This is a genomic window from Verrucomicrobium sp. BvORR034 (assembly GCF_000739635.1).
In the GTDB taxonomy this organism is placed as follows: domain Bacteria; phylum Verrucomicrobiota; class Verrucomicrobiia; order Verrucomicrobiales; family Verrucomicrobiaceae; genus Verrucomicrobium.
In genome coordinates this window covers 1-20,204 of sequence record NZ_BATQ01000046.1, presented here as the reverse complement: position 1 = coordinate 20,204, position 20,204 = coordinate 1, and the positions used below count along the sequence as shown (strand labels likewise).

The window sequence follows — 20,204 nt, the reverse complement described above, 5'->3', positions numbered from 1 at the left end:
AGCCGGACGAGCGATCGGGTTGCCCCATCGCCGCGTCCGGCTTGGCTGAGTCATCAGAACGGGTTCCCGTACCGCAAGACGTCCGGCACTTGGTCCACCTTCTCGATGAACACCTCGCCCCGCGGAGTCTGGCTTTCCCAGAGCAAGGTGCTCCCGGGGGCCTGAGCAGTGCGCTGCTTGCCGCCCACCGTGATTTGCTGCGCGGCCTGCCCGGTCACGAGGGCACAGGTGGAAGCGCGGTCATGCACCTCGAGGTAGGAAGGCTTGCTGGGGTCCAACTCGACCGTCACCGCATAGTCACCCACTTCGATTTGTGTCCGGTCGGTCTTCCTGGGCAGCAAGGGAGCTGGCACATCACTCAGCCCCTTTTGGGGGCTGACACTGATCACCGTCAGGAATCGCGTCGCCTTGAGGGGCTCTTTGGTGGTGATGGTCGCGTGCCAGTTGGGTGGATTCTGTCCTTTGCGTTTGTTCTCTTCATCCACCGCAGCCCTCACGAACTGGTCAGTGAGCGCCCCCTTCACCGGTGAGGCGCAGAACAACTGGGCAGCGCCCAACGCATGCTCGTTGGCCGTTTTGAACGTGGAGTCGCTGAGTTGCTTCATTTCCATCTTTGAATGAAGCTGGAAGGTCCAGGGGATCGGAGTCGCCGCTTCCAGTTCATCATAGATCAGGATGTGATGCGGCCGCAGCATCACCATGTGCCGACGGAACCGTTTCACGCCGGGATTGCCAAAGCCGTTTTCCGCTGTGGCCTCCTTCCAGTTGCGGCGCTGTTCCACCTTGTTCGTGGACTTGAGGTCCGGGTCGTAAGGGATGGTAAAGTAGTGGTGCTTGCCATTGTAGGCACCAGAAGCGTCGCCCAATGCGTAGCTGATGCGCTCGCCATTCGCGAACCTGGCTATCCAGGCGAAGGCGCTCTGAGAGAACCCCTGCATCATGCCATTGGCCGCGATGGTGTTGTGCGCCTGGGAGCTCTTGTAGCTGTATATATTGTGCGGCCCGCCTCCGTTGTAGTAGCCCGTGCGCCAGAAGAGTTCCTGCCCGCCGTAAGCCACCGTGAAGGCATTCTGGGCTGGATGAGTATGCCCCTCTGATCCATAGGGACCCGCACGAAAATTGAGCATCAGGTTGTTGGACGCCTGGGTCAGGTCAGTATGCATACAGACCAGACCGACATCACCGAAGGCGGCGGCTTTTTCCCGCGGAGCCTGCATCTTGCTGGTGTCCGGTTTAGGAAACTTCCGCCAGATCGCCAGCAGGTCCAATGCCTTGGACCCTTTGGCCAGATCTGCGCTGAAGTAGCGGTTGTCACGCCGACCCATCGACTTGTGCTGCCACAGATTCCACGGATTGTCCGGACGCATGTAGGCCAGCGCCTCAGTCAAATACTGCATGTCCGATCCCCCATCAGCCCCGGAGTCCTCGAAGGAAATACCGGGATTCCCCGCAGGGTTGGAGAGCGCCATGTAACGAGCGAAGTTCTGGAACCAAGGCTTGTTCCGGTAGAGGTTGTAACCTGTCAGCCTGTAGATGAGCCAGGGGATGTCTGTAAGCGGGTCGTCGTGAACGCCAAGGTAGCCATTGCCCTCACTGCTGCCGCCATCTGTCCGGCTGAAAGCCGGGGAACGGTAGAGATAGAGCTCATAGCCGTACTTCACCCAGTCGTCGAACCGCGAGTCATAACGACACAGGATGACCGAGCCCTTGATCAGGCCAGGGATGCGCCCCTGCCAGCCGTGGTTGTCGTACAACTGGTGCTCAATAACCTCATGCATGTCAGGGCTGTCGCTGCCTTCATCGCAAAGAGAGTAAAAGTGCTGGGCATATTTCAAGCGATCCACCTTGGACAGCTCGTTGTAGAACATATCGAGCGGCAAAATTCCCCCAGGGAGGCCCTTGTAGCCCTCAGGCCGGCGCAGGGCGAGCAATTCGCCAGGAACAGGCGGACTAGCCTTGCCACTGCTCGATAGGTATTTGATGGCGAGATCTTTGTACTTCTGGTCCCCGGTAAAAAGATAACCGCAGACGATCGTGTGGACCCTCCGCCACTCAACCATATCCCGGGGCCCGGTGGAAGGTGGGTCTTGCTTGCTCAGGCCGGCGAATGCTTTTTCGCAGTCTGCCAGCATTTGTTTGGCCAGCTCTGGATCCGTCTGCGTCGGCAACAGATTGCCAATGTCTTCCTGAAAACAGGTTGTAATCGGGCCAGTGGTCCGCTTTTTGATCGCGGCCAGGAACTGCTCCGGAGAGGGCGGGATCTCGGGGCTGTACTCCCGACCAGTGATGATGAACGAGTAAGTTTCCTTGCTCCAGACCGGCTTGTCGGGTGTCTCCGCGCGGGCGACACCGTAGGTCCAGTACCAGGTGCCTACTGGAAGCTTGCGATAGGGGTTGAAAAACGACCAGCGCTTCGGCTCGCTTTGTAGCACGCCCCGGGTGAAGGTGGGATCCTGGGAGAGTTTGAAGTAGTAACGGCGCTTCCACTTCTGCGCCTCGCGCTTGGCCTTGCGCTCCGGGTTCGAGGCCTCGTTTCCATCTAGAACCGGGACGCTCACGTGAAGCCACGGCGGATTGAGATCCACCTCACCCTGCGGCAGCGGCTTGGGTATCCAACCCGGAGTGATCGAAGGCCGGTCGATCTTCAACTCGGAAGGACTGACGCGAATCACCCCTTCTGGCAGCTTCTCTGCGGGAGGCTTCGGCAGGGGGCCTTGCGCCCGGGTGGGCGAAGGAAACACGGCAACCATCGCGCACGCGATGATTCCAGCGATAGAGGTTGTGGTGAGGTAGCGTGGCGTGGTCATGAAGTCATGGGCAGGACCAGGGACACCCGCCCGGAGAGGGCGTCGCACAACACAACGACACGGCAAGCCCCCAAATCCCGGGATTGTTTCCTAGATCAATTCATCAGCCTTGCCACAACCCATCGGCTGCGTGGTCCACCTGGAACAGGCGCATCACGGACAGCGACAACCAAGGAAGTGGCAGGCATCTGGTAGGTATCCACCTTGCCAGCAAGATATGACGAAAAAACAATGCGACGTGAGGAGAGCCGCCCAACCGCGCTCATTTTGGAGTGGCCGCCAGGGAACCGACTCCGGCTCAGTCCGTAGTTAATCCCTGAAGGGGATTTGTAGCACAGCCCAGTGGTTGGACGAGCCTCAAGCGAGTCAACCCTGGGTGCCTCCGCAGAGGATGATCAGGTGGGAAGGCCGCGAGCATCTGCTTTCCCTCCCACCGTCTTCAACGCCTCCACGTCGCTCGAATGCGATGTTGCACGTCGCTATGCCACACGCGGGCTGACGTTCCCGGCAAGATACCGGAAACAGCACGCAAGATGCGTGCGCTCCCCTGGCATCTCCATTCCCTGCTCCGACGTCAGTTGCTGAGAATCGCCTCGTCCCAATCCTTCCAAACGGGATCAAATCCCCGCTTGGAGAGCACCGCAGCAATCTCCTCGGGGCTGCGATGATCAGAGATGTCAAACTGTCCCGTGGCTTCGTCTTCGGGCTTGTGTTCGGCCAGCTCCACGCGGCGACCGCGCACCGTCAGGTGCAGATCCTCCCGCCCTTGCCCCGTGTAACCGCCCGGTTCGGTATGACTTCCGGCGCTCATTGTAGTGATGCCGATGGGGATCAAGGCGTCGCGCAAGGCCGCTGACTCCCGCGTGCTCATGACGATGCCCACCTGTGGGAAACACAAGCGGAAGGCGCAGAGCAGTTGGATGAACCTGGCATCATCCACGGGATACTTCGGCTGAAATCCACCGGCGGCGGGACGCAATCTCGGAAACGCAATGGTGTACGAGGCCTTCCAACCGTGATTCTGCATGTACTCCAGATGGGCGGCCAGCCCGAGGGCCTCCGTCTTCCAATCCGCCAGGCCCAACAAGGCTCCCAGCCCCATGCGGCGAAACCCGCCGGCATAGCCGCGCTCCGGACACTCGAGACGCCAGTCGAAGTCCCGCTTGGGGCCCATCGTGTGGTACTCTTGATAAGCCGTACGGTCGTAGGTCTCCTGATACACCACGAGACCTTCCGCCCCTTCGTTCACCATGCGGGCGTACTCGGGCTGCTCCGTAGGGCCCACTTCAATGCCAATCGTCGGCACAAAGGGCTTCAACACGCGAATGCACTCCTCAAGGTATCCGTTGGAAACAAACTTGGGATGCTCCCCTGCCACCAGCAGGATATGGCGGAAGCCCAGCCCCGTCAGGTGTTTGGCTTCTTTGATCACCTGATCCATCGTAAGCGTGACCCGGAAGATCGGATTGTCCCGGGAGAACCCGCAGTAGGCGCAGTTGTTAACGCACTCGTTGGAGAGGTAGAGCGGGGCAAACAACCGCATCGTCCGGCCGAAATGCTGACGAGTCAGCGTAGCGGCCTCTGCAGCCATGGCCTCCAGTTGCCGGGGTGACTTGGGCTCCAGCAGGCTCAGCAACTTGCGCAGCAGCGGCGATTTTCGCACAGGCAGCGCATTGAACGTTTCAACAAAGGACACAGGACAGGGAGATGGAAAAAGGGATGGGGCTGGCGAAGGCAAAGACGCTCAGGCCGTTTCCGGCCAGTTCATGTCACCGGGATAATAACGCCTGCGGAACAGGGTCTGATGCTCAGGAAGCTCCTTGAGCAGCTCGGTGTTCGGGAAGGAGCCGAGCCACACGCACGACGGCGGCCAGTCGGGACGCTGGGGAAACTTCTCGTTGAGCTTGTCGTGAATGCCCTTGATGGCGGCATCCTGGAGGTGGCCTTCCACCTCCACGAAGAACATATACTCAAAGTCCCGCTCCACCCGCGGGAACGGGTAGATGATCGAAAGGAAAACGCCATGCGCACTGATGACGCCCAAGGCATCATAGAGCGTACCCGTTTCATTGGGCAGGCTCAGCAGAAAACAGGTCTTGTTCAGGCTCTTCTCCGTGTCCTTCACGGTGACGCTGTCCATCCGCTGGATGAGCTTTTCCTCGCCGAGAATCCAGAAACGCGTGAAGCCGTTGGAATAGTCAGAAAGGCTGCGCGTCTGCTCCAGGCCGAGCTGATGATCGCGTTCCAGCTCCGCCAGATCCACCGCCCTCAGACTGCCGGAATACACGTCCAGAGCCTCGCGGGAGGCAATCGCTGCCACAGAGGGATTGGCCACCGCTTCCAGCGTGGCGGCACCGGTGCTTTCTGTCTGCTCCACCCGGATTTCCAGATGGTCCTTGATGCGCTGCAGCGTCTTGGAGCACTGGCGCAGGGCGCTCGGGTGGCTGCGAATGACATCGATGCCAATCAAGCCGCCGCTCTGGCTCATCAGGAAGTGCTGGATGGGCAGCAACTCCTCCCACACCACAAACGTGCGACGCTGGCGGGGCGTCTCGAAGAGACGCTCCAGCTCCTTCACCGACTCGACGATGATGCCGTCGAGCGTGTTCTCGATCGCGATGACGCCAAAGTCAATTTCCCCTCGCGCCTGCGCCGCGATGATCTCCGGATGGGAGGAGTAAGCCACGGGCTCGAAGACCGTGCCCATGGCATCCACCCGACCGCTGTAGTGCGCCGCAAATCGCGCCGCCGCCGTGTAGCCGTTGGTGAGCCGGGCAGGCCGGAGGAAGCCGATGCGAGGGCGGCTGGGAGGAGAAACGACGTCACTCATGATGTGCACTCAGACCACCGACACCAGGGCATAGTTGCGCTTGCCCTTGCGCAGCAAAACGTAGCGACCGTGCAGCGTGCGGTCCACCACGAGGCGGTCCGTCGCAGCGGTGGCGCGGTCTCCGTTCACGTACACCCCGCCCCCTTCCACGTCCTTCCGCGCCTGCCCCTTGCTCTGCGAGAGCCCGGAGAGCACCAGCGCCTCCACCAGCGGCAGGCCTTCGCCCTCCAACTGGTCTGCGGTCACTGCGGCATTGGGCACCTCTTCGCTCAAGGTCTGGAGCGTGGAGGCAGAGATGCCTTCGAGACTGCCCCCGAAAAGGATCTCGCTGGCACGCACCGCATCATTGGTGGCCTGCTCACCGTGAATCAGCGTGGTGATGGAGCGGGCCAGAGCCTGGTGCGCTTTTCGCGCCCCCGGATTGGCCTCGTGTTCCTCCTCCAGGGCACGGATCTCATCATGCGGCAGGAAGGTGAAGAACTTCAGGTACTTCACCACGTCGCGGTCGTCGCTGTTGATCCAGAACTGGTAGAACTTGTAGATGCTCGTCTTCTTGGGATCGAGCCAGATCGCCCCCCCTTCGGACTTGCCGAACTTGGTGCCGTCCGACTTGGTGATGAGCGGCATCGTCAGGCCGTAGGCGTGACGCCCCAGCTTCTTGCGAACCAGATCGATGCCCGTCGTGATGTTCCCCCACTGGTCAGAGCCACCGATCTGCAATTCGCAGCCAGCGACCTGGGCGAGGTGGAAGTAGTCGTAGGACTGGAGCAGCATGTAGCTGAACTCCGTGTAGCTGATGCCCACGTCGCGGTCTTCCATGCGGGCGCGGACACTCTCCTTGGCCACCATCTGGTTGACCGTGAAATGCTTGCCCACGTCGCGGAGGAAATCCAGGTAGGAGATCGGGCCGATCCAGTCGGCATTGTCCATCAGGCGGGCCGGATTCACGGGCGAGTCGAAGTCCAGCAACTTCGCCAATTGGGGGCGAACGGCCTCCACGTTGGCCTTGATCTGGTCCTGGGTGAGCAACTGGCGCTCCGCGGATTTTCCGCTGGGATCACCGATCGACCCCGTGGCACCACCGGCTACAGCGATGGGGTGGTGCCCGGCAAGCTGGAAGCGGCGCAGGGCCAGCAACGGCACAATGTGCCCCACGTGCAGAGAATCAGCCGTCGGGTCGAAGCCACAATACAGCGTGATGGGCTTGGCCGCCAGCCGGTCAGGCAGCGGGAGCAAATCGGCACGCGACTCCGGAACACTGGTGAAATCTGCCACCAGGCCCCGGAACTGTAGGTCTTCGAAGATGTTCATGGGCACAAAATTGACTGAGGGAGCCTGCAAGATGGGACGGGAGGCCAGAGGCGTCAAGCCGGGGCAAGGCCGTCTTTGTGACGGAGACTGGCGGCGGCTATCGGCCCGCTTTCTCGCAGTACAGAGCAATCCCGTCCGCACACATCGCGGCGTTGTTGGCGGACTCAAAGAGGTGCCACTCGGCGCTGCCAGCCCCGCTTTTGACCGCCACCTCATGCTCTGCGGCGGTGAAGGCCTCCCTCAGCGCGTCACCCCGCAGCCCTTGGTCCAGAAGGTTCTGAACGCACTCATGCACCTGATGCACCCGCAGGCTGTACTGGGAAAGATGCCTAGCGACCTCGGTCACCTCACCGAAGTGGGTGAGATAAAGTCTGGCGAAGCCCATGGAGTGCAGGCGCTCCAGAGACTCATCATAGGCCACAGGATCAAACTGCGGTGGCGCGGCCGTGACACTCAGGTACGGGCACCGTGGCAGCTTCATCCCTGCCACATCCCCGGTGAAGCAACCGTCCCCCAGCGCATACGCGAGGTGATGCCGGGCATGTCCTGGCGTGTCGAGCGCAATGAAGTGATCCCGACGGCCCAGCTTCACCTTGTCACCATCCTGAAGTGAGACCACCCGCTCCGCCGGAGCCGGCAGGATCTCACCCCACAGCGTGTCCATGCGATCGCCATAGATCCTCTGGGCGCTGGAGATGAGTTTCTCCGGATCAATCAAATGGGGCGCCCCTTTAGGATGCACATAAACCGTCGCCCCCTGTTGCGCCCACCACCCGGCCGCACCGGAGTGATCCAGGTGAATGTGCGTCACCAGCACTTTCTTGATGTCCGCAGGAGCAAAGCCCAACCGCTCGATTCCCTCAAACAACGTCGGCAACGTGGAACCCGGTCCAGTTTCCACCAGAGCCAGCTCACCGTCAGATTCCACCAAATAAGCCGCGATGATCTCCGGCAGCCCTTGAAAATGAAGGTCAATCGTGTGCACTTGCATCGTGCCAGCTTCATGGCTTCGATCTCGCGGGGATGCAACCCTTGTGTGCCTCCTCCTTTGCGAGATCACGAACCCACTCTCATGCCGCCACATAAAACGCCAGCATCCGCAGATGCTGGCGTCATGTCAGGCCCAACCAGAGTCACCCTCTGTGCTCTCCGTGACCCTGTGGTTAATTCCTCAACCCCGCCTACCGCATCGCCTCCAGCCGCTTTCGCAGCAGATCTTTCTGGCTCACACCTCCGGTCTTTGCCTGGGTGTCCGTGATCCACTTCTGCTCCAGATCATTTTTGGTGGGACGCTGCACCTGGTAGTACACACCAAACTTTCCGGGAGCCAGATTCTCGGCCAGCTTGAAGGCCGCGACCTCGTCCGTCACATCGTGCTGGGTCTCATCCACGGCTTCGAAGGTGCCACCCTTGCGGGGTGTGCTGTCGTCAAAGGCGCCGGCGTAGAACATCACGCACTCGCTCAGGCACTCCACAACGCTGAAACCGTCGTGCAAGATCGCCCGCTCAAACATCTGCTCCATATGCTTCACCTGCGCCGCGTGGGTACGGGCGATGAAGGTGGCCCCGCTGGCCAGGAGTTGTTTCATCGGGTTGATGGGACGGTCCACGGAGCCCGTCGGGTCGGTCTTGGACTTGAATCCAATCGGTGAGGTCGGGCTGGTCTGCTTCTTGGTCAGTCCATACACGAAGTTGTCCATGATCACATACGTGAGCTTCACGTTCTTCCGGGCGGCATGGTTCAGGTGATTGCCGCCAATGGAGAAGCCGTCGCCGTCTCCCCCGAAGACAAACACATGCACATCCGGCCGGCTCAGCGAGATGCCAGTGGCCAAAGGCAGGGCACGACCATGGATGAAGTGGATGCCATGCGTGTTCATGAAATACGGAAACCGGCTGGAACAGCCGATGCCCGCCACACAGACAATTTTCTCATGCGGATACTGCAGCTTCTCCAGCACCCGGTAGAAGATGTTGAGCACAGCGAAGTCCCCGCAGCCGGGGCACCACGTGGGGTGGTCGGCGGTCAGGGCCTTTTTCGTGAGCCGGTCCTCGGGCTCGGTGACAGTGGCGGAAGGAAGGACGGTGGACATGGCGGTGAGGAAGTGGAAATTGGTTTAAGGAAACATGGTTCATCAGGCCCGGTTCAGCCTGCCCCGGCGAGGTGCTTCTCCACCCCAGTCACAATCTCGCGGATGCGGAACGCCAGACCGTCTGTCTTGCAGAGGGACTTGATGGCGGGATTGCAGTAGCGCGCCCTCAGCAGCGTGGCCATCTGGCCATAGCCGTACGCACCGTAGTCATTCATCTCCACCACCACGATGTGCTCGTAGCGGTTGAAGATGGTTTCCAGCCCGTTGGGCAGCGGATGCAGGTGACGCAGGTGCAGCGCCCCCACCTTGAAGCCCTCCGCCGGGAGCCGGTCGGCGCTCTCCTTGATCGGTCCGTACGTGCTGCCCCAGCCCACGATGAGCACATCCCCCTCCTGGTGGCCGTGCACCTTGGGCAACGGGAACTCTGCCGCGGCATCGATGAGCTTCTGCCGCCGTTTGCCCGTCATCTGGCTGTGCATCTTGGGGCTGCCGCTGGGGTGCCCCCACTCATCGTGCTCCAGCCCTGAGATCACGGGATACTTCCCACTGCTCATGCGCGAACCGGGCGGCGCATGCTGAGTGGTGCGATCCAACGGATAGGGACGATAGTCTTCGCGTCGCGTGGAGAGATCAATGTGTGGCTCCACCCAGTGGACATCCAGATCTGGCTCGGCGAAGGCTTCAATGCGGCTGCTCAACGCCTGGTCGCTCAAGATGATCACCGGGCAGGAGTACTTGCGGGCCAGACGCCCGGCCTCCAGCGCAATGTAGAAGCAGTCCTCCACATCCTGCGGTGCCAGCACGATGCGCGGACAGTCCCCGTGACTGCCGTAGATGGCCTGCATGAGATCACTCTGCTCCACGCTCGTGGGCAGGCCAGTCGAAGGCCCACCGCGCTGCACGTTGATCACGATGATCGGCAGCTCCGCCATGCTGGCATAACTCAACGCCTCCATCTTCAAACTCAGTCCGGGGCCCGCGCTGCCCGTCACCGCCAGGTGCCCGGCAAAGGCCGCGCCCAGAGTCATGCTCACGGCCGCCAGCTCATCCTCCGCCTGCACATAGATGCCGCCGTACTTGGGCAACTCTGCGCGCAGAGACTCCATGATGGACGACCAGGGGGTGATGGGATAAGCCGCGCCGTATCGCACTCCCGCGGCGATGAGCCCCGCGGTCAGCATCTGGTTCCCATCGGTGCTGATGCGGTGCCCGTCACCGGCCTCACCATGCTCAAAGGCGAATCGCTCCAGATCCCCCACCTCGTAGGCAAAGCCCGCGTCAAAGGCGAGCATGGCGTTCCGCAGCACGCTCTCATCCTTTTTGCCAAATTGCCGGCTGACGATGCCGATGAGCTTCTCCTTGTCGAGGTTGAAGACCGCGCACACCAGACCCAGCACAAACATGTTCTTTCCGCGATCCCTCGTGGAGCCGCCGACCGCCTCCACCGTAGCCGCGGTGAAGGGAATGCCGATGTGCTTGATGCCGCGCTCATGGCGCACCTCTTTGACTTCCCCACTGTCATAGAGACAGACGCCTCCATCGCGCAGCGCGCCCAGATGGCTGTCGTAGCTGTGCTGGTAGAAGGCCACCAGCACATCCGCCTCGTCCCCTGCATGCAACACCTCCCCGGAGCCAATGTGCACCTGGAAGATGGACGGCCCACCACTGATCGTGGAAGGGATGGTCATGTAAGTCATGACCTCCTGAGCGGTGCGTCCGGCCAATCTCGCCAGGAAGCCGCCGATGGACTGGATGCCATCCTGTGAATTGCCCGCGAAGCGAATGACCGCGTTACGGAGGGAATGCGGGGCATAAAGGCCCGGCGACATCGGGGTGGATGCAGGTTTCGCTAACATGTGGTTGTGGAATGCGTGCGAATTGGCATGCAATCCGATTAGACATGGAAATGCAATACTGGAATTGCGGTGCAGCGGCTTTTGTGTCTTTTAGGAAAGAATTGCCCCCCGGAGACGTTGCGACGGTCTCTCCCTGCCTTTTGAGGTCATGAAACCTCCCATTGACGCCTGCCGGCTGTCTCTGCCTTACTCATGCGGTGCCTCCTCGCGTCCATCGCCTCTGGCCAATTCTGGCTGTGGCCCTTATCGCCTATCCACTGCCCTATCTGGTGGTACGCTCCAGCGTGCCAGACCGCTATCGCGTCACGCTTGTCGGTCCTCGCCTCACGGATGGGATGGATGATTTCGTGATGGAGATTGTCGACCCCGTCCATGTCAGTCTACTGCCCGAAAAGCCTCCGCTCTCCTGGGCGACGGATGGCGTGGAAAGCCTGTTTCTCGCCCCGTGCTGCTGGATTGACATCAAATTGACGGGTTGGGGCTACCGCTTGCGGTCAACTTAGCCAAACCGGGTAATTTCATTCATCCCCGGCACTGCCGTTCATCACGCGGGGTCATGTCATTTGACAACCCGTCTCAACATTTTTCCCGTTCTACAGACAAAAGTCCCCGCCAGTGCCGCTATCCCCCGTGAATCACCTCACGCCTGCGTGGACGCCTCCCCCTCAACCTCAACCACCTCCTGGAACTCGTGGCTCGGCCAGCGCTCCCGCCAGTTCCTGCTTTTCGCCCGGTCTCAGACCCGGTGCGAGGCGGACGCACACGACGTGCTTCAGGATTCCCTGGTGGAAACCTGGCGGAGGGCCGGGCACAAGGCACCGGACGATGCCCTGGTGTACGCCACCATCCGCCGCCGGGCGATTGACCTCTTCCGCAGCACGGAACGTCGGCAGCGCCGGGAACAGACCGCCTATGAAATTCTGTGGCTGGACCAGCCTGCCGACGGACCAGGCATTGATCCCGCCCTAGACGAAGCCGTCCAGCGCCTGCCCAATCACCTCCGGGAGGTGCTCATCGTCCGGATCTGGGGCGGGCTGACCTTCCAGCAGATCGCCCTTTCTCTGGACATTCCCGCCGACACCGCCGCCTCCCGCTACCGGTACGCCCTCGACCATCTGCGCAAGGCGATGAAACAACCCGAGGTTTCCCAGCCCGCCTCACCCCATTTGCCATGAACATCGAAGATGACGAACTTGAGCGCCGCCTCCAGGCACTCCAGCCCGCAGCGGTTCCGGAGGCCCTGACCGCACGGCTTCAGCATGCCCGCCCGAAGCGCCCCCACTGGTGGTATCTGGCCGCCGCCATGGCCGCAGTGGCAGTGCTTTTCCTCCGATTTCCCCCACATACCGAGACAGTCTCCGCTCCTATTCCCCCACCCGCAGTCGCCACCGAAACTCCTGTAGAATCCCTGGAGGATCTGCGGGTCTTTCTCCCCATCGAGCAAACCAGCACCCTGGTGAAAGTGGAAAAAGTGGGCGTTCTGGAAACTGATCCTGAGCGCCCCATTCAGCTCATGCGCACCTTCTGGGTGGATGATGTGACGTACCGTGGCGACGACGGCGTCAGCACTTTCCAGCGCCAGGAATCGCGCACAGAGATCATCCCCGTGGCCCTTCAGACCTACTAGCCAGCCCTGACACCTCAACCCTTTCACCCCCACCCCACCTCGATCCCATGAAAACACCACGCTTTGTTCTTGCCAGGCTGCTCGCCTGCGCCCTGCCGCTGCCGTTTGTCTCCGCCCAAGAGGGCACCATCTTCGTCCCGGCCAATGCCGAGACCAGCCTCCCTCTCTTTCACCAGCCAGTCCCCACGCAACCCACACTCCCTGTCGAGCTGGAGAGCGAATTTCTCACGCTCCTGGCGGCCGCCGGTCCTGAAGGCGCGGAAGGACCGATCCCCTCTGGCGCACCCAGGGAGTTCTCCATCAGGGTTTCCCCTCCCGAGGAAGGCCAGACGGAAGCAGCGGTCCATATCCACAGGGATGGCGAGGAAATCGTCCGGCGTGTGAATGTGGGCAATGCCCGCAAGGTCTTGGTCGGCGGAGGAAAGATGCTCACCGAACGGCTCCCGGGGCCACACGGTCTGGCGATCGCCGGCGTCCCCGCCCTTCCAGCCATGCCCACAACTCCCCCGGTGCCAACAACGTGGCTGGGAGTCGCCACCGATGAAGCACCAGAGGAGGTGCGCGCCCAGCTACCGCCCCTGGCCGCTGGCACCGGCGTCCTCGTCCGCAGCGTGGTGCCAGACAGCCCCGCCTTCAAAGCCGGACTTCAGCGCTACGACATCCTCGCCAAGCTGGATGACCAGCTGCTGGTAAACCCCGCCCAACTGCGCGCCCTCGTCTCGGGCAAGAAGGAGCAGGACACCATCAAGCTGACCGTCTTCCGCAAGGGGATCGATCTGGTGCTGGACGTGAAATTGGGCATCCGCCTGGGAGGAGACGATCCGTGGAGTGTGTCCTCCTTTGTGACGAACACCCCGAGCGTGGCCGGTGCCTATATGGATCCTCTCATTTTCCAGACCAGGGCCCTCGTGGTGGATTCCAAAGGCAACGTCATCACCGCCACCACGGATGGCAGCCCCGCTCCCGTGGAGCTTGAGCGGGTGCAGGAAGCCTTGAAGAAAGCCGGCGTGGGAGCCGACGTGATCAAGTCCGTGGAGAAGAATCTTGTGGACGTTCGCAAGCAGCTGGAGAAGTCCAAGACAGACCTGGAGCGCAACAAGTCCGAGACCCTGAAGAGACTGGAAGAGAGCGCCGAGGATCTCGCCAAAGCTCTGGAAAATGCCCGTGCCGCTGCGGAAAAGGCCCGAAAAGAGGCGGTCGAACGCCTCCATGATGACGCCAGCAAATCACCGGTACAGGAAATAAAACCCTGAGCCCCCTCCCCGCACGCCCCCCGACTCCAGCCTGCCCATGATGAGGAGGCTGGAGCTTTTTTTCGCTCTACTCTGGCTGGGTCTGCGGTGCCCGCCAGGCTTCTTTCATATAACCCTCCAGCTCAGCGACAACATCCGGCTTGAGGCTGGCGAGGTTGTTCTGCTCACCCACATCTTCCTCCAGATTGTAGAGCTGCACTTCCAGTGACTTGGGCTGAACCGGCTGTGCTTTTCCGCCTGCGTTTTTGCCCGGGCGAGCGGCTCCCGTATTCAGATGAATGAGCTTCCACGGCCACTTGAGCACGGCCCGCTTGCCCCCCTGTTCATCGAAGTTCCAGAAGAGGTACTTGTGCTGCTTCTGCTCCGCCTCCTTGCCGGTCAGAGTAGGCACCATGGAGAGCCCGTCCGTTTCCCCTTCCAGTTTCGTGCCTGCCAGGTCCGCCACGGTGGGCAGCAGATCCTGGAATCCAGAGACGTGTTCGCTCTCACTGCCGGCCTTGATGGCAGCAGGCCAGCGGGCCACGAGCGGCACCCGGATGCCACCGTCTGTCATGCTCCGCTTGATCCCGCTGAACGCGCCGTTGGAGTCAAAGAAGTCCGAGCTGTGCCCTCCCTCAGCATGAGGGCCATTGTCAGAGGCGAACATCACCAGCGTGTTCTGATCCAGGCCCGATTTTTTCAAGGCGGCCAGCACGGCCCCCACCTGGTCATCCACAAATCGCATCGCGCTCGCAAACCCCTTCTCGACGTCCGGCCAGTCCTTGCCCGCATACTCGCCATAGGAGGGCACCTCCATGCCATGCTTCATCGGCGAGTTCTTGCCCGCCTCATTGTTCGCATGGGGCATGTTCAGCGCGTAGTAGACAAAGAACGGCTCCTTGCCCGTGGCCCGTCCCTGCAGGTAGGTCTGCAGTTCATCGGCGATCAGTTGCGGGGCGAACTGCTTGCGGCCATCCGCTGTGGCGAAACCCGTATCTTCATGCCCTGACTTGCGGCTGTCCGGCTCGGTGACGTTGTTCAAGGTCACCCTTTGTCCATTTCGGATCAAATAGGTGGGATAGAAATTGTGGGCGTGGCTGGTGTCCACGTAGCCGAAGAAGGTATCGAACCCCTTGCGATTGGGGTCGTCGTCCGGCAGCGGTTTCCCCAGACCATATTTGCCAAAGCACGCCGTGGCATAACCCGCCTTCTTCAAAAGATTGGGCACCGTGACGTCGTTGTCAGGCATCGTCCACGGGCCGTTGCCACGTACCCGGCAGTGCCCCGTATGCAGCCCGGTCATGAGAACGCAGCGGGAGGGAGCGCACACGGTGCTTCCCGCATAGTGCCGGGTGAGCTTCACCCCCTCCGCCGCCATGCGGTCAATGTTGGGTGTCGTGAGCGTCTTCTGGCCAAAACATCCCAGGTCGCCATAACCCATGTCATCCACGAGGATGTAGATGATGTTGGGACGACCCGTTGTCGCCGGAGCTCCGTCGCACACGGCGACGAAAAGGGAGAACAGGCACAGCGCCAGAGCAGCGCACCGGTTCTTCAGAGAGAGGAAGGCAAATGTCATCAGCGCTGCGAACGCTGGCGCTTGCCCTCTTGTTTCACAAACAGGGGCTCGATCTTTGTCTGAATGTGCGCAAACGCTCCTTCCAGGCCCCCTTCTTTGTAAATCCGGCCCACCTCAGCCTCCACCATCGTGGGCTGTCCCAATGCGTTGAGAAACTGGTTGCTGGTGAAACGGCTCTTCAAATCGGCGTCCACCTTCCCGTACTGCCGCAAGATCCAGGAGCGGGCGTACAACTCCAGCACAGCATCGCCCAGCCAGGCGTCTTCCAGATGAGGTTTGATGCGATCTTTTGCAGCGGGCATGCCCCAGCATTCGCAAAAATTCCTCAAAACTCAAAACACAAAATTCAGGTCTTTCCTGAAATCATGGTTGCGGTGCCATTTCGCCCTCACTCCCCCTTGATCAGCTGCGCCAGCCATCGGTGCCAAAAAAACGCGCCAGCTTTCGCCGACACGTTTTTGAGGAAGGACTCCCGGCTGTCAGTAGGCCCGTACGGTCTGAGTCTCTGTGACTCCCACCGAGGGACTGCGGTAGGTGGTCTGCTCCGTAGTGGTGGTGGTGGTGCGAGTGGGTGGTGCACTCTCTTGCACTGTCTCACAACTTGACAGGCATAGGAGAGCACCAAGAACCGCCGCGCCAATGATCAGAATGGATTTCATAAGTTTGGACTCCGCAGGTTACTTGGAGGAATGGGTAGTCGTCGATGTCGAGTCCATCGACATCCTCGACTGGTTTTGACGGGGGGAGCTGCAACTGGTGAGCCAAAGGCCCGCCAGGATCAGCGTCCAGATAAGGGATGATAGTTTCATCTTGTTTGTGTGGGAGGGGACCGATTAACGGTCCGTTGTGGTTTCCGTGGTGGTGGTTTTCTTCCGCTCAATTTCCTGTGTGGGAGCCAGCTTCGCCTTCCGCACCACCACTCTGGAAACCACCATGGAGTCGCCCACCTTCGTGTAATAGACCGTGACGGGGACTCCAGTCTTCACCACCGACACATCCACGGGTTTGCCCTCTTCATCCATGTAGGTGGTGGTCTTGCTGTAGTTGTAGCTGACGGGATCAGGGCTTGTTTCCGACTTGATCAAGAATCTTGACTCTCCCAATTCACTGATGATTCCGGCCGTGTTCATGGCAGCCACTGCGTCTCTTTCAGCGGCAGCAGAGGAATTCACCACTTGGGCTCTCCCGAGCACGACCTTGGTCGCCACCAACGATTCGCCCGTCTCGGTGTAGTAAACCGTCACGGGCAGCCCGGACTTCATCATCGCAATGTCCACAGGATTGCCCTCGGCATCCACATAGTGGGTAGTCTCACTGGACAGGTATTCCACTGGCTGGTCGCCGGTGGCCTTGGTGATGATAATGGATTGGGCTGAGACCTTGCTGACAGTCCCTTCCGATGTGACTGGGGCGGCGGTCACTTCCACCAGTTGGGCGCGAACGTGACCCAGCGAAAACAGGGCCCCTGAGAACAGGATGGCCAGTACGGACTTGCAGGTAATATGGTGCATGGTCCTGACACTCGGCGACCATCTCCCAAGTCGAAATGGGGTGTAACCCTACCATTCAAAGCCAACTCAACAAACCTCTGGAGACAACACGAGAATCACGGCCGTACACCAGGGGCAACAAACGTCCCCATGGGCACTTCACCCCATTGGGCTTTGCGGCAGATCGCGTACATTCCAGGATGAGCACACACTTCCCTTCATCATCCCGGCGGGGGAGCATCGTCATCTTCCTCCTGTTGCTGGCCGCCGGTTACCTGTTCAGCTTTGGTCCCGTTCAGGCACTGTACTCCAGTGGACGCATCTCCGGCCCCATGCCTGAAGATCTTGTGACGTTCTACAAACCGGTTCACTGGTTCTACCACAATACTCCCATGGGACCACCCATGACCCGTCACGACGCGTGGTGGGGGCGCCAGCTTAAGCGTTCCTAGCCTCCTTTTGAGGCTTGCTTGCATCCTGCCGCCATCACGAAGTCACGACCATCCACGATTTCGGCGTAAATACCCAACGGAAATTCGGAAAACAGGGTCTAAGCAGGCAACAGCCCCGCCATCGACTCAGGGAAAACGCATGAACACAAAAAATTCTTCCCTGTCACGGACCTACCTGGCCTCCCTGCGCGAACATCTCGATCACAACGGATCCAATGAATCCGGTCTGAAGAGCGCCCGGCTCTTCGGCATCAAGGCCACTAAAACAGGCATGGAAACTCTGGCTCTTGCGAAGATCCATGAGAGTGCCCTGGAGACCCTGCTATCTGGCGAAGTCTCTCCGGCCCGCAAGAAGTCCAAAACCCTACGCGGGACAGCATTCTTCACCGAAGCCATCACGCCCATTGAAGAAACCCACCGGAGCATGCGGCAGGCAAACATTCGACTGGAAAAACTCGTCAACAGCCTGACCCGCCGCACTCATCAACTGGCCGCCTCCAACGACAAACTGAAACACGAGATCGTCCACCGCAAGTCCGTGGAGGCCTCGCTCATCACCAGTGAAATGACCTCCAGCCAGCTGCTCAAAAAGTCCCGCCACATGCAGGAGGACCTGCGCCATCTCTCTCGCAGGCTGCTCACCGTCCAGGAGGAGGAACGCAAACGAATCAGCCGTGAATTGCATGACGTCGTTGCCCAGGCTTTGACCAGCATCAATCTGCGGCTGATCACCCTGAAAACCGAAAGCAACTTAAACGCCAGAAACCTGCGACGGAGAATCGCGATGACCCAGCGGGTGATCGAGCGGTCCGTCGAGATTGTCCATCGCTTTGCCCGTGACTTGCGGCCGACGCTTCTGGACGATCTGGGATTGATCCCCGCGCTCAAATCCTATTTGACCTCCTACATGCAACGAACCGGCATCAGGGTCAGCTTCTCGGTCTCTCCTACAATTGACACCATCGACAGCACCCGCCGGACCGTCCTTTATCGCGTTGCCCAGGAGGCCCTCACCAATGTCGCCCGCCATGCGAAAGCCAGTCAGGCGAATGTCTCCATTCGCCTCCATGCGAACACCGTCAGCATGCAGATTCATGACAACGGCCGCGGCTTTCAGGTGGAGGGCAACGCCTTCGCCAGAAGCAGCAAATGCCTTGGCCTGCTGGGCATGAAGGAACGGGTGGAAATGGTGGGGGGCACCTTCGCCGTGACCTCCGCACCTGGCAAGGAAACTACCGTTCAGGTGGAGCTTCCAGGCAAGAAACTTCCCTCCCGCACTCGCCCCTCCAAACTCGCTGTGGGCAAAGAACCCCCTGGCTCTACACCTCGCTCCCCATGAACCCCATCACCGTACTCCTCGCAGAAGATCACACCATCGTCCGCGAAGGCCTTCGCGCTCTGTTGGAGCTTGAACATGACATCGCAATCGTGGGCCAGGCGGAGAACGGGCATCAAGCGGTGGAACTCTGTCTCGATCTCTGCCCCGATGTGGTCGTTCTGGATATCGCGATGCCCCGCCTCAACGGCCTCGAGGCCGCACGCCAGATTCTGAGGAGCGCCTCCCCGCCCAAGGTCCTCATCCTTTCCGCACACAGTGATGATGCCTATGTGGAGCAGGTCATGGCCCTGGGTGCATCCGGCTACCTGATCAAGCAAACCGCCGCCCACACCCTCACAAAAGCCATCCGGGAGGTCCACCAGGGCAACCGCTTCTTCAGCCCCACCATCTCCCGACGCCGCAACCACCATGCCCAAAAGGCCCATACCCAAGGGGATCTTCCTTCAAAAAAGGACCCCTCCCGGCTGAGCTCCCGGGAGACTGAGGTGCTGCAACTCATCGCTGAAGGCAGGACCAACAAGGAAACCGCGGAGATCCTTCACATCAGCGTCAAGACCGTGGAAAAGCACCGCCAGAGCCTTATGGAAAAACTCAACATCCATGACATCGCCAGCCTCACCCGTCACGCCATCGCCACGGGCATCATTGAGAACAGCGTGCAGATGACCATCCTGTAGCCCCGTGCGCTCCAAGGACCGCGTTGAGTTACACCCTAGTACCTTCGGGAAGACTGGCCTCCATACACGCTTCCGCGCATGGTTCGCCCATGGGAATCTCCGTGTTGATTGAGATCGCCGGTGTTTCGCCCTGAATGCCGGCTGTCATGATTGCGATCACCATCGTGATCATGGCCCGAATGCCGGTCATTGTGATCATAGGTGTCCACGCAGCTCGCCAGGCTCAGAACGATGACGGCTCCAGCAAGTTTCAGATAGGATTTCGTTTTCATGGTAGGTATTGGGATAAGCTCAACGAGCCGTCCCAACGCGGGATGGCAAGGGAGAGACGGGATTCCCGGATTTCATTTCCCCAAAAGGTATCCACAGCCACCGGGGTCCACCATGGGGTGTACACCCCATGGTCCGCCCTACGCAGGAGGGGTTATGATTGGGCACGATGAAAACCTTTCTGCCCCTGCTGCTGGGGCTCTACCTCGTCAGCCCCCTGGCCGCCCAAGAATCGGCGGATGCTGTCCCCATCCCGGCACGCACCCCTGCGGAGCTTTCGGAACTGTTGGGCCCCATCGCTCTGTATCCGGATGCGTTGGTGGCGTTGATCCTGCCCGCCTCCACCGCTCCGCTGGACATCGTCCTGTGCGCACGTCAGGTCACTGCCAACCGTCCTCTCGATGAATTGCAGACGGAATCCTGGGATCCCAGCGTCAAAGCACTGGCCCACTACCCCGATACGTTGAGATGGCTCGACGAAAATCTGGAGTGGACCACCCAGGTCGGAAACGCCTTCATCGAGCAGCCCGTGCAGGTCATGGAGACCATTCAGGAACTCCGTGCCACCGCCAGGGCCTTGGGAAATCTCGTGGATACACCGGAGCAGCGCATTGTCCTCGATGACTCCGCCATTCGCATCA

General features: G+C 60.4%; 19 protein-coding genes. 8 read left to right on the top strand and 11 right to left on the bottom strand.

From position 1 onward, the window contains the following. Window positions 1-53: 53 nt before the first annotated feature. The 7 genes from BV034_RS08010 to BV034_RS07980 all read right to left on the bottom strand — a co-directional run bounded on the left by BV034_RS08010 (window position 54) and on the right by BV034_RS07980 (window position 10,897). Entirely contained in the window at window positions 54-2,807 is a 2,754-nt protein-coding gene (locus BV034_RS08010; RefSeq protein WP_081887662.1) for a DUF4962 domain-containing protein, read from the bottom strand. Between the two features lie 574 nt (window positions 2,808-3,381). Next, window positions 3,382-4,503 carry a 2-iminoacetate synthase ThiH gene (thiH, locus tag BV034_RS08005; RefSeq protein ID WP_050025843.1) on the bottom strand — a complete coding sequence of 374 codons (1,122 nt, stop codon included), beginning with the start codon at window positions 4,501-4,503 and terminating at the stop codon, window positions 3,382-3,384. A gap of 48 nt (window positions 4,504-4,551) precedes the next feature. Beyond that, a complete protein-coding gene (locus BV034_RS08000; RefSeq protein WP_265592763.1) occupies window positions 4,552-5,637 on the bottom strand; it encodes a prephenate dehydratase domain-containing protein in 1,086 nt (361 codons plus the stop codon). Window positions 5,638-5,646: 9 nt separating this feature from the next. After that, the gene (gene tyrS, locus BV034_RS07995; protein WP_050025957.1) at window positions 5,647-6,948 is read right to left on the bottom strand and encodes a tyrosine--tRNA ligase; all 1,302 of its coding nucleotides are present in this window, start codon (window positions 6,946-6,948) and stop codon (window positions 5,647-5,649) included. A gap of 97 nt (window positions 6,949-7,045) precedes the next feature. Next, the gene (locus tag BV034_RS07990; protein ID WP_050025840.1) at window positions 7,046-7,939 is read right to left on the bottom strand and encodes an MBL fold metallo-hydrolase; all 894 of its coding nucleotides are present in this window, start codon (window positions 7,937-7,939) and stop codon (window positions 7,046-7,048) included. A gap of 190 nt (window positions 7,940-8,129) precedes the next feature. Continuing rightward, window positions 8,130-9,041: a thiamine pyrophosphate-dependent enzyme gene (locus BV034_RS07985; RefSeq protein ID WP_050025839.1), complete on the bottom strand. Its 912-nt coding sequence runs from the start codon at window positions 9,039-9,041 to the stop codon at window positions 8,130-8,132. Between the two features lie 53 nt (window positions 9,042-9,094). Next, window positions 9,095-10,897, bottom strand: a complete 1,803-nt coding sequence (locus tag BV034_RS07980; RefSeq protein WP_265592762.1) for a 2-oxoacid:acceptor oxidoreductase subunit alpha — start codon at window positions 10,895-10,897, stop codon at window positions 9,095-9,097. Between the two features lie 197 nt (window positions 10,898-11,094). On the opposite strand from BV034_RS07980, the gene BV034_RS07975 reads away from it, so the two are divergent. From BV034_RS07975 to BV034_RS07960, 4 genes are all read left to right on the top strand, one after another. Continuing rightward, window positions 11,095-11,400, top strand: a complete 306-nt coding sequence (locus BV034_RS07975) for a hypothetical protein (protein WP_050025836.1) — start codon at window positions 11,095-11,097, stop codon at window positions 11,398-11,400. A gap of 147 nt (window positions 11,401-11,547) precedes the next feature. Then, window positions 11,548-12,072 carry an RNA polymerase sigma factor gene (locus BV034_RS07970; RefSeq protein WP_050025834.1) on the top strand — a complete coding sequence of 175 codons (525 nt, stop codon included), beginning with the start codon at window positions 11,548-11,550 and terminating at the stop codon, window positions 12,070-12,072. Beyond that, complete coding sequence (locus tag BV034_RS07965) at window positions 12,069-12,524, top strand: hypothetical protein (protein WP_050025833.1); 456 nt, start codon at window positions 12,069-12,071, stop codon at window positions 12,522-12,524. The genes BV034_RS07970 and BV034_RS07965 overlap by 4 nt, the downstream gene beginning before the upstream one ends. Before the next feature lie 47 nt (window positions 12,525-12,571). Further along, the gene (locus BV034_RS07960; RefSeq protein WP_050025831.1) at window positions 12,572-13,777 is read left to right on the top strand and encodes a PDZ domain-containing protein; all 1,206 of its coding nucleotides are present in this window, start codon (window positions 12,572-12,574) and stop codon (window positions 13,775-13,777) included. Between the two features lie 67 nt (window positions 13,778-13,844). On the opposite strand, the gene BV034_RS07955 is transcribed toward BV034_RS07960, so the two are convergent. The 3 genes from BV034_RS07955 to BV034_RS07945 all read right to left on the bottom strand — a co-directional run bounded on the left by BV034_RS07955 (window position 13,845) and on the right by BV034_RS07945 (window position 16,846). Continuing rightward, complete coding sequence (locus tag BV034_RS07955) at window positions 13,845-15,335, bottom strand: arylsulfatase (RefSeq protein WP_050025829.1); 1,491 nt, start codon at window positions 15,333-15,335, stop codon at window positions 13,845-13,847. Further along, window positions 15,335-15,637, bottom strand: a complete 303-nt coding sequence (locus BV034_RS07950; protein ID WP_050025828.1) for a ribonuclease III domain-containing protein — start codon at window positions 15,635-15,637, stop codon at window positions 15,335-15,337. Before BV034_RS07950 ends, BV034_RS07955 begins: the two co-directional genes overlap by 1 nt. Window positions 15,638-16,168: 531 nt before the next feature. After that, window positions 16,169-16,846, bottom strand: coding sequence for a hypothetical protein (locus BV034_RS07945; RefSeq protein WP_050025826.1), 678 nt, complete (start codon window positions 16,844-16,846; stop codon window positions 16,169-16,171). 179 nt (window positions 16,847-17,025) lie between these two features. On the opposite strand from BV034_RS07945, the gene BV034_RS07940 reads away from it, so the two are divergent. From BV034_RS07940 to BV034_RS07930, 3 genes are all read left to right on the top strand, one after another. Next, entirely contained in the window at window positions 17,026-17,277 is a 252-nt protein-coding gene (locus BV034_RS07940; protein ID WP_050025824.1) for a hypothetical protein, read from the top strand. 139 nt (window positions 17,278-17,416) lie between these two features. Continuing rightward, window positions 17,417-18,616, top strand: a complete 1,200-nt coding sequence (locus BV034_RS07935) for a sensor histidine kinase (RefSeq protein WP_050025822.1) — start codon at window positions 17,417-17,419, stop codon at window positions 18,614-18,616. Continuing rightward, the gene (locus BV034_RS07930) at window positions 18,613-19,293 is read left to right on the top strand and encodes a response regulator transcription factor (RefSeq protein WP_050025819.1); all 681 of its coding nucleotides are present in this window, start codon (window positions 18,613-18,615) and stop codon (window positions 19,291-19,293) included. The genes BV034_RS07935 and BV034_RS07930 overlap by 4 nt, the downstream gene beginning before the upstream one ends. Window positions 19,294-19,328: 35 nt before the next feature. Here BV034_RS07930 and BV034_RS35850 read toward each other — a convergent pair whose 3' ends face one another. After that, window positions 19,329-19,565, bottom strand: a complete 237-nt coding sequence (locus BV034_RS35850; protein WP_265592761.1) for a hypothetical protein — start codon at window positions 19,563-19,565, stop codon at window positions 19,329-19,331. A gap of 167 nt (window positions 19,566-19,732) precedes the next feature. Here BV034_RS35850 and BV034_RS07925 point away from each other — a divergent pair. Beyond that, a partial coding sequence (locus BV034_RS07925) for a DUF3300 domain-containing protein (RefSeq protein ID WP_265592760.1) occupies window positions 19,733-20,204 on the top strand: 472 nt, incomplete at its 3' end.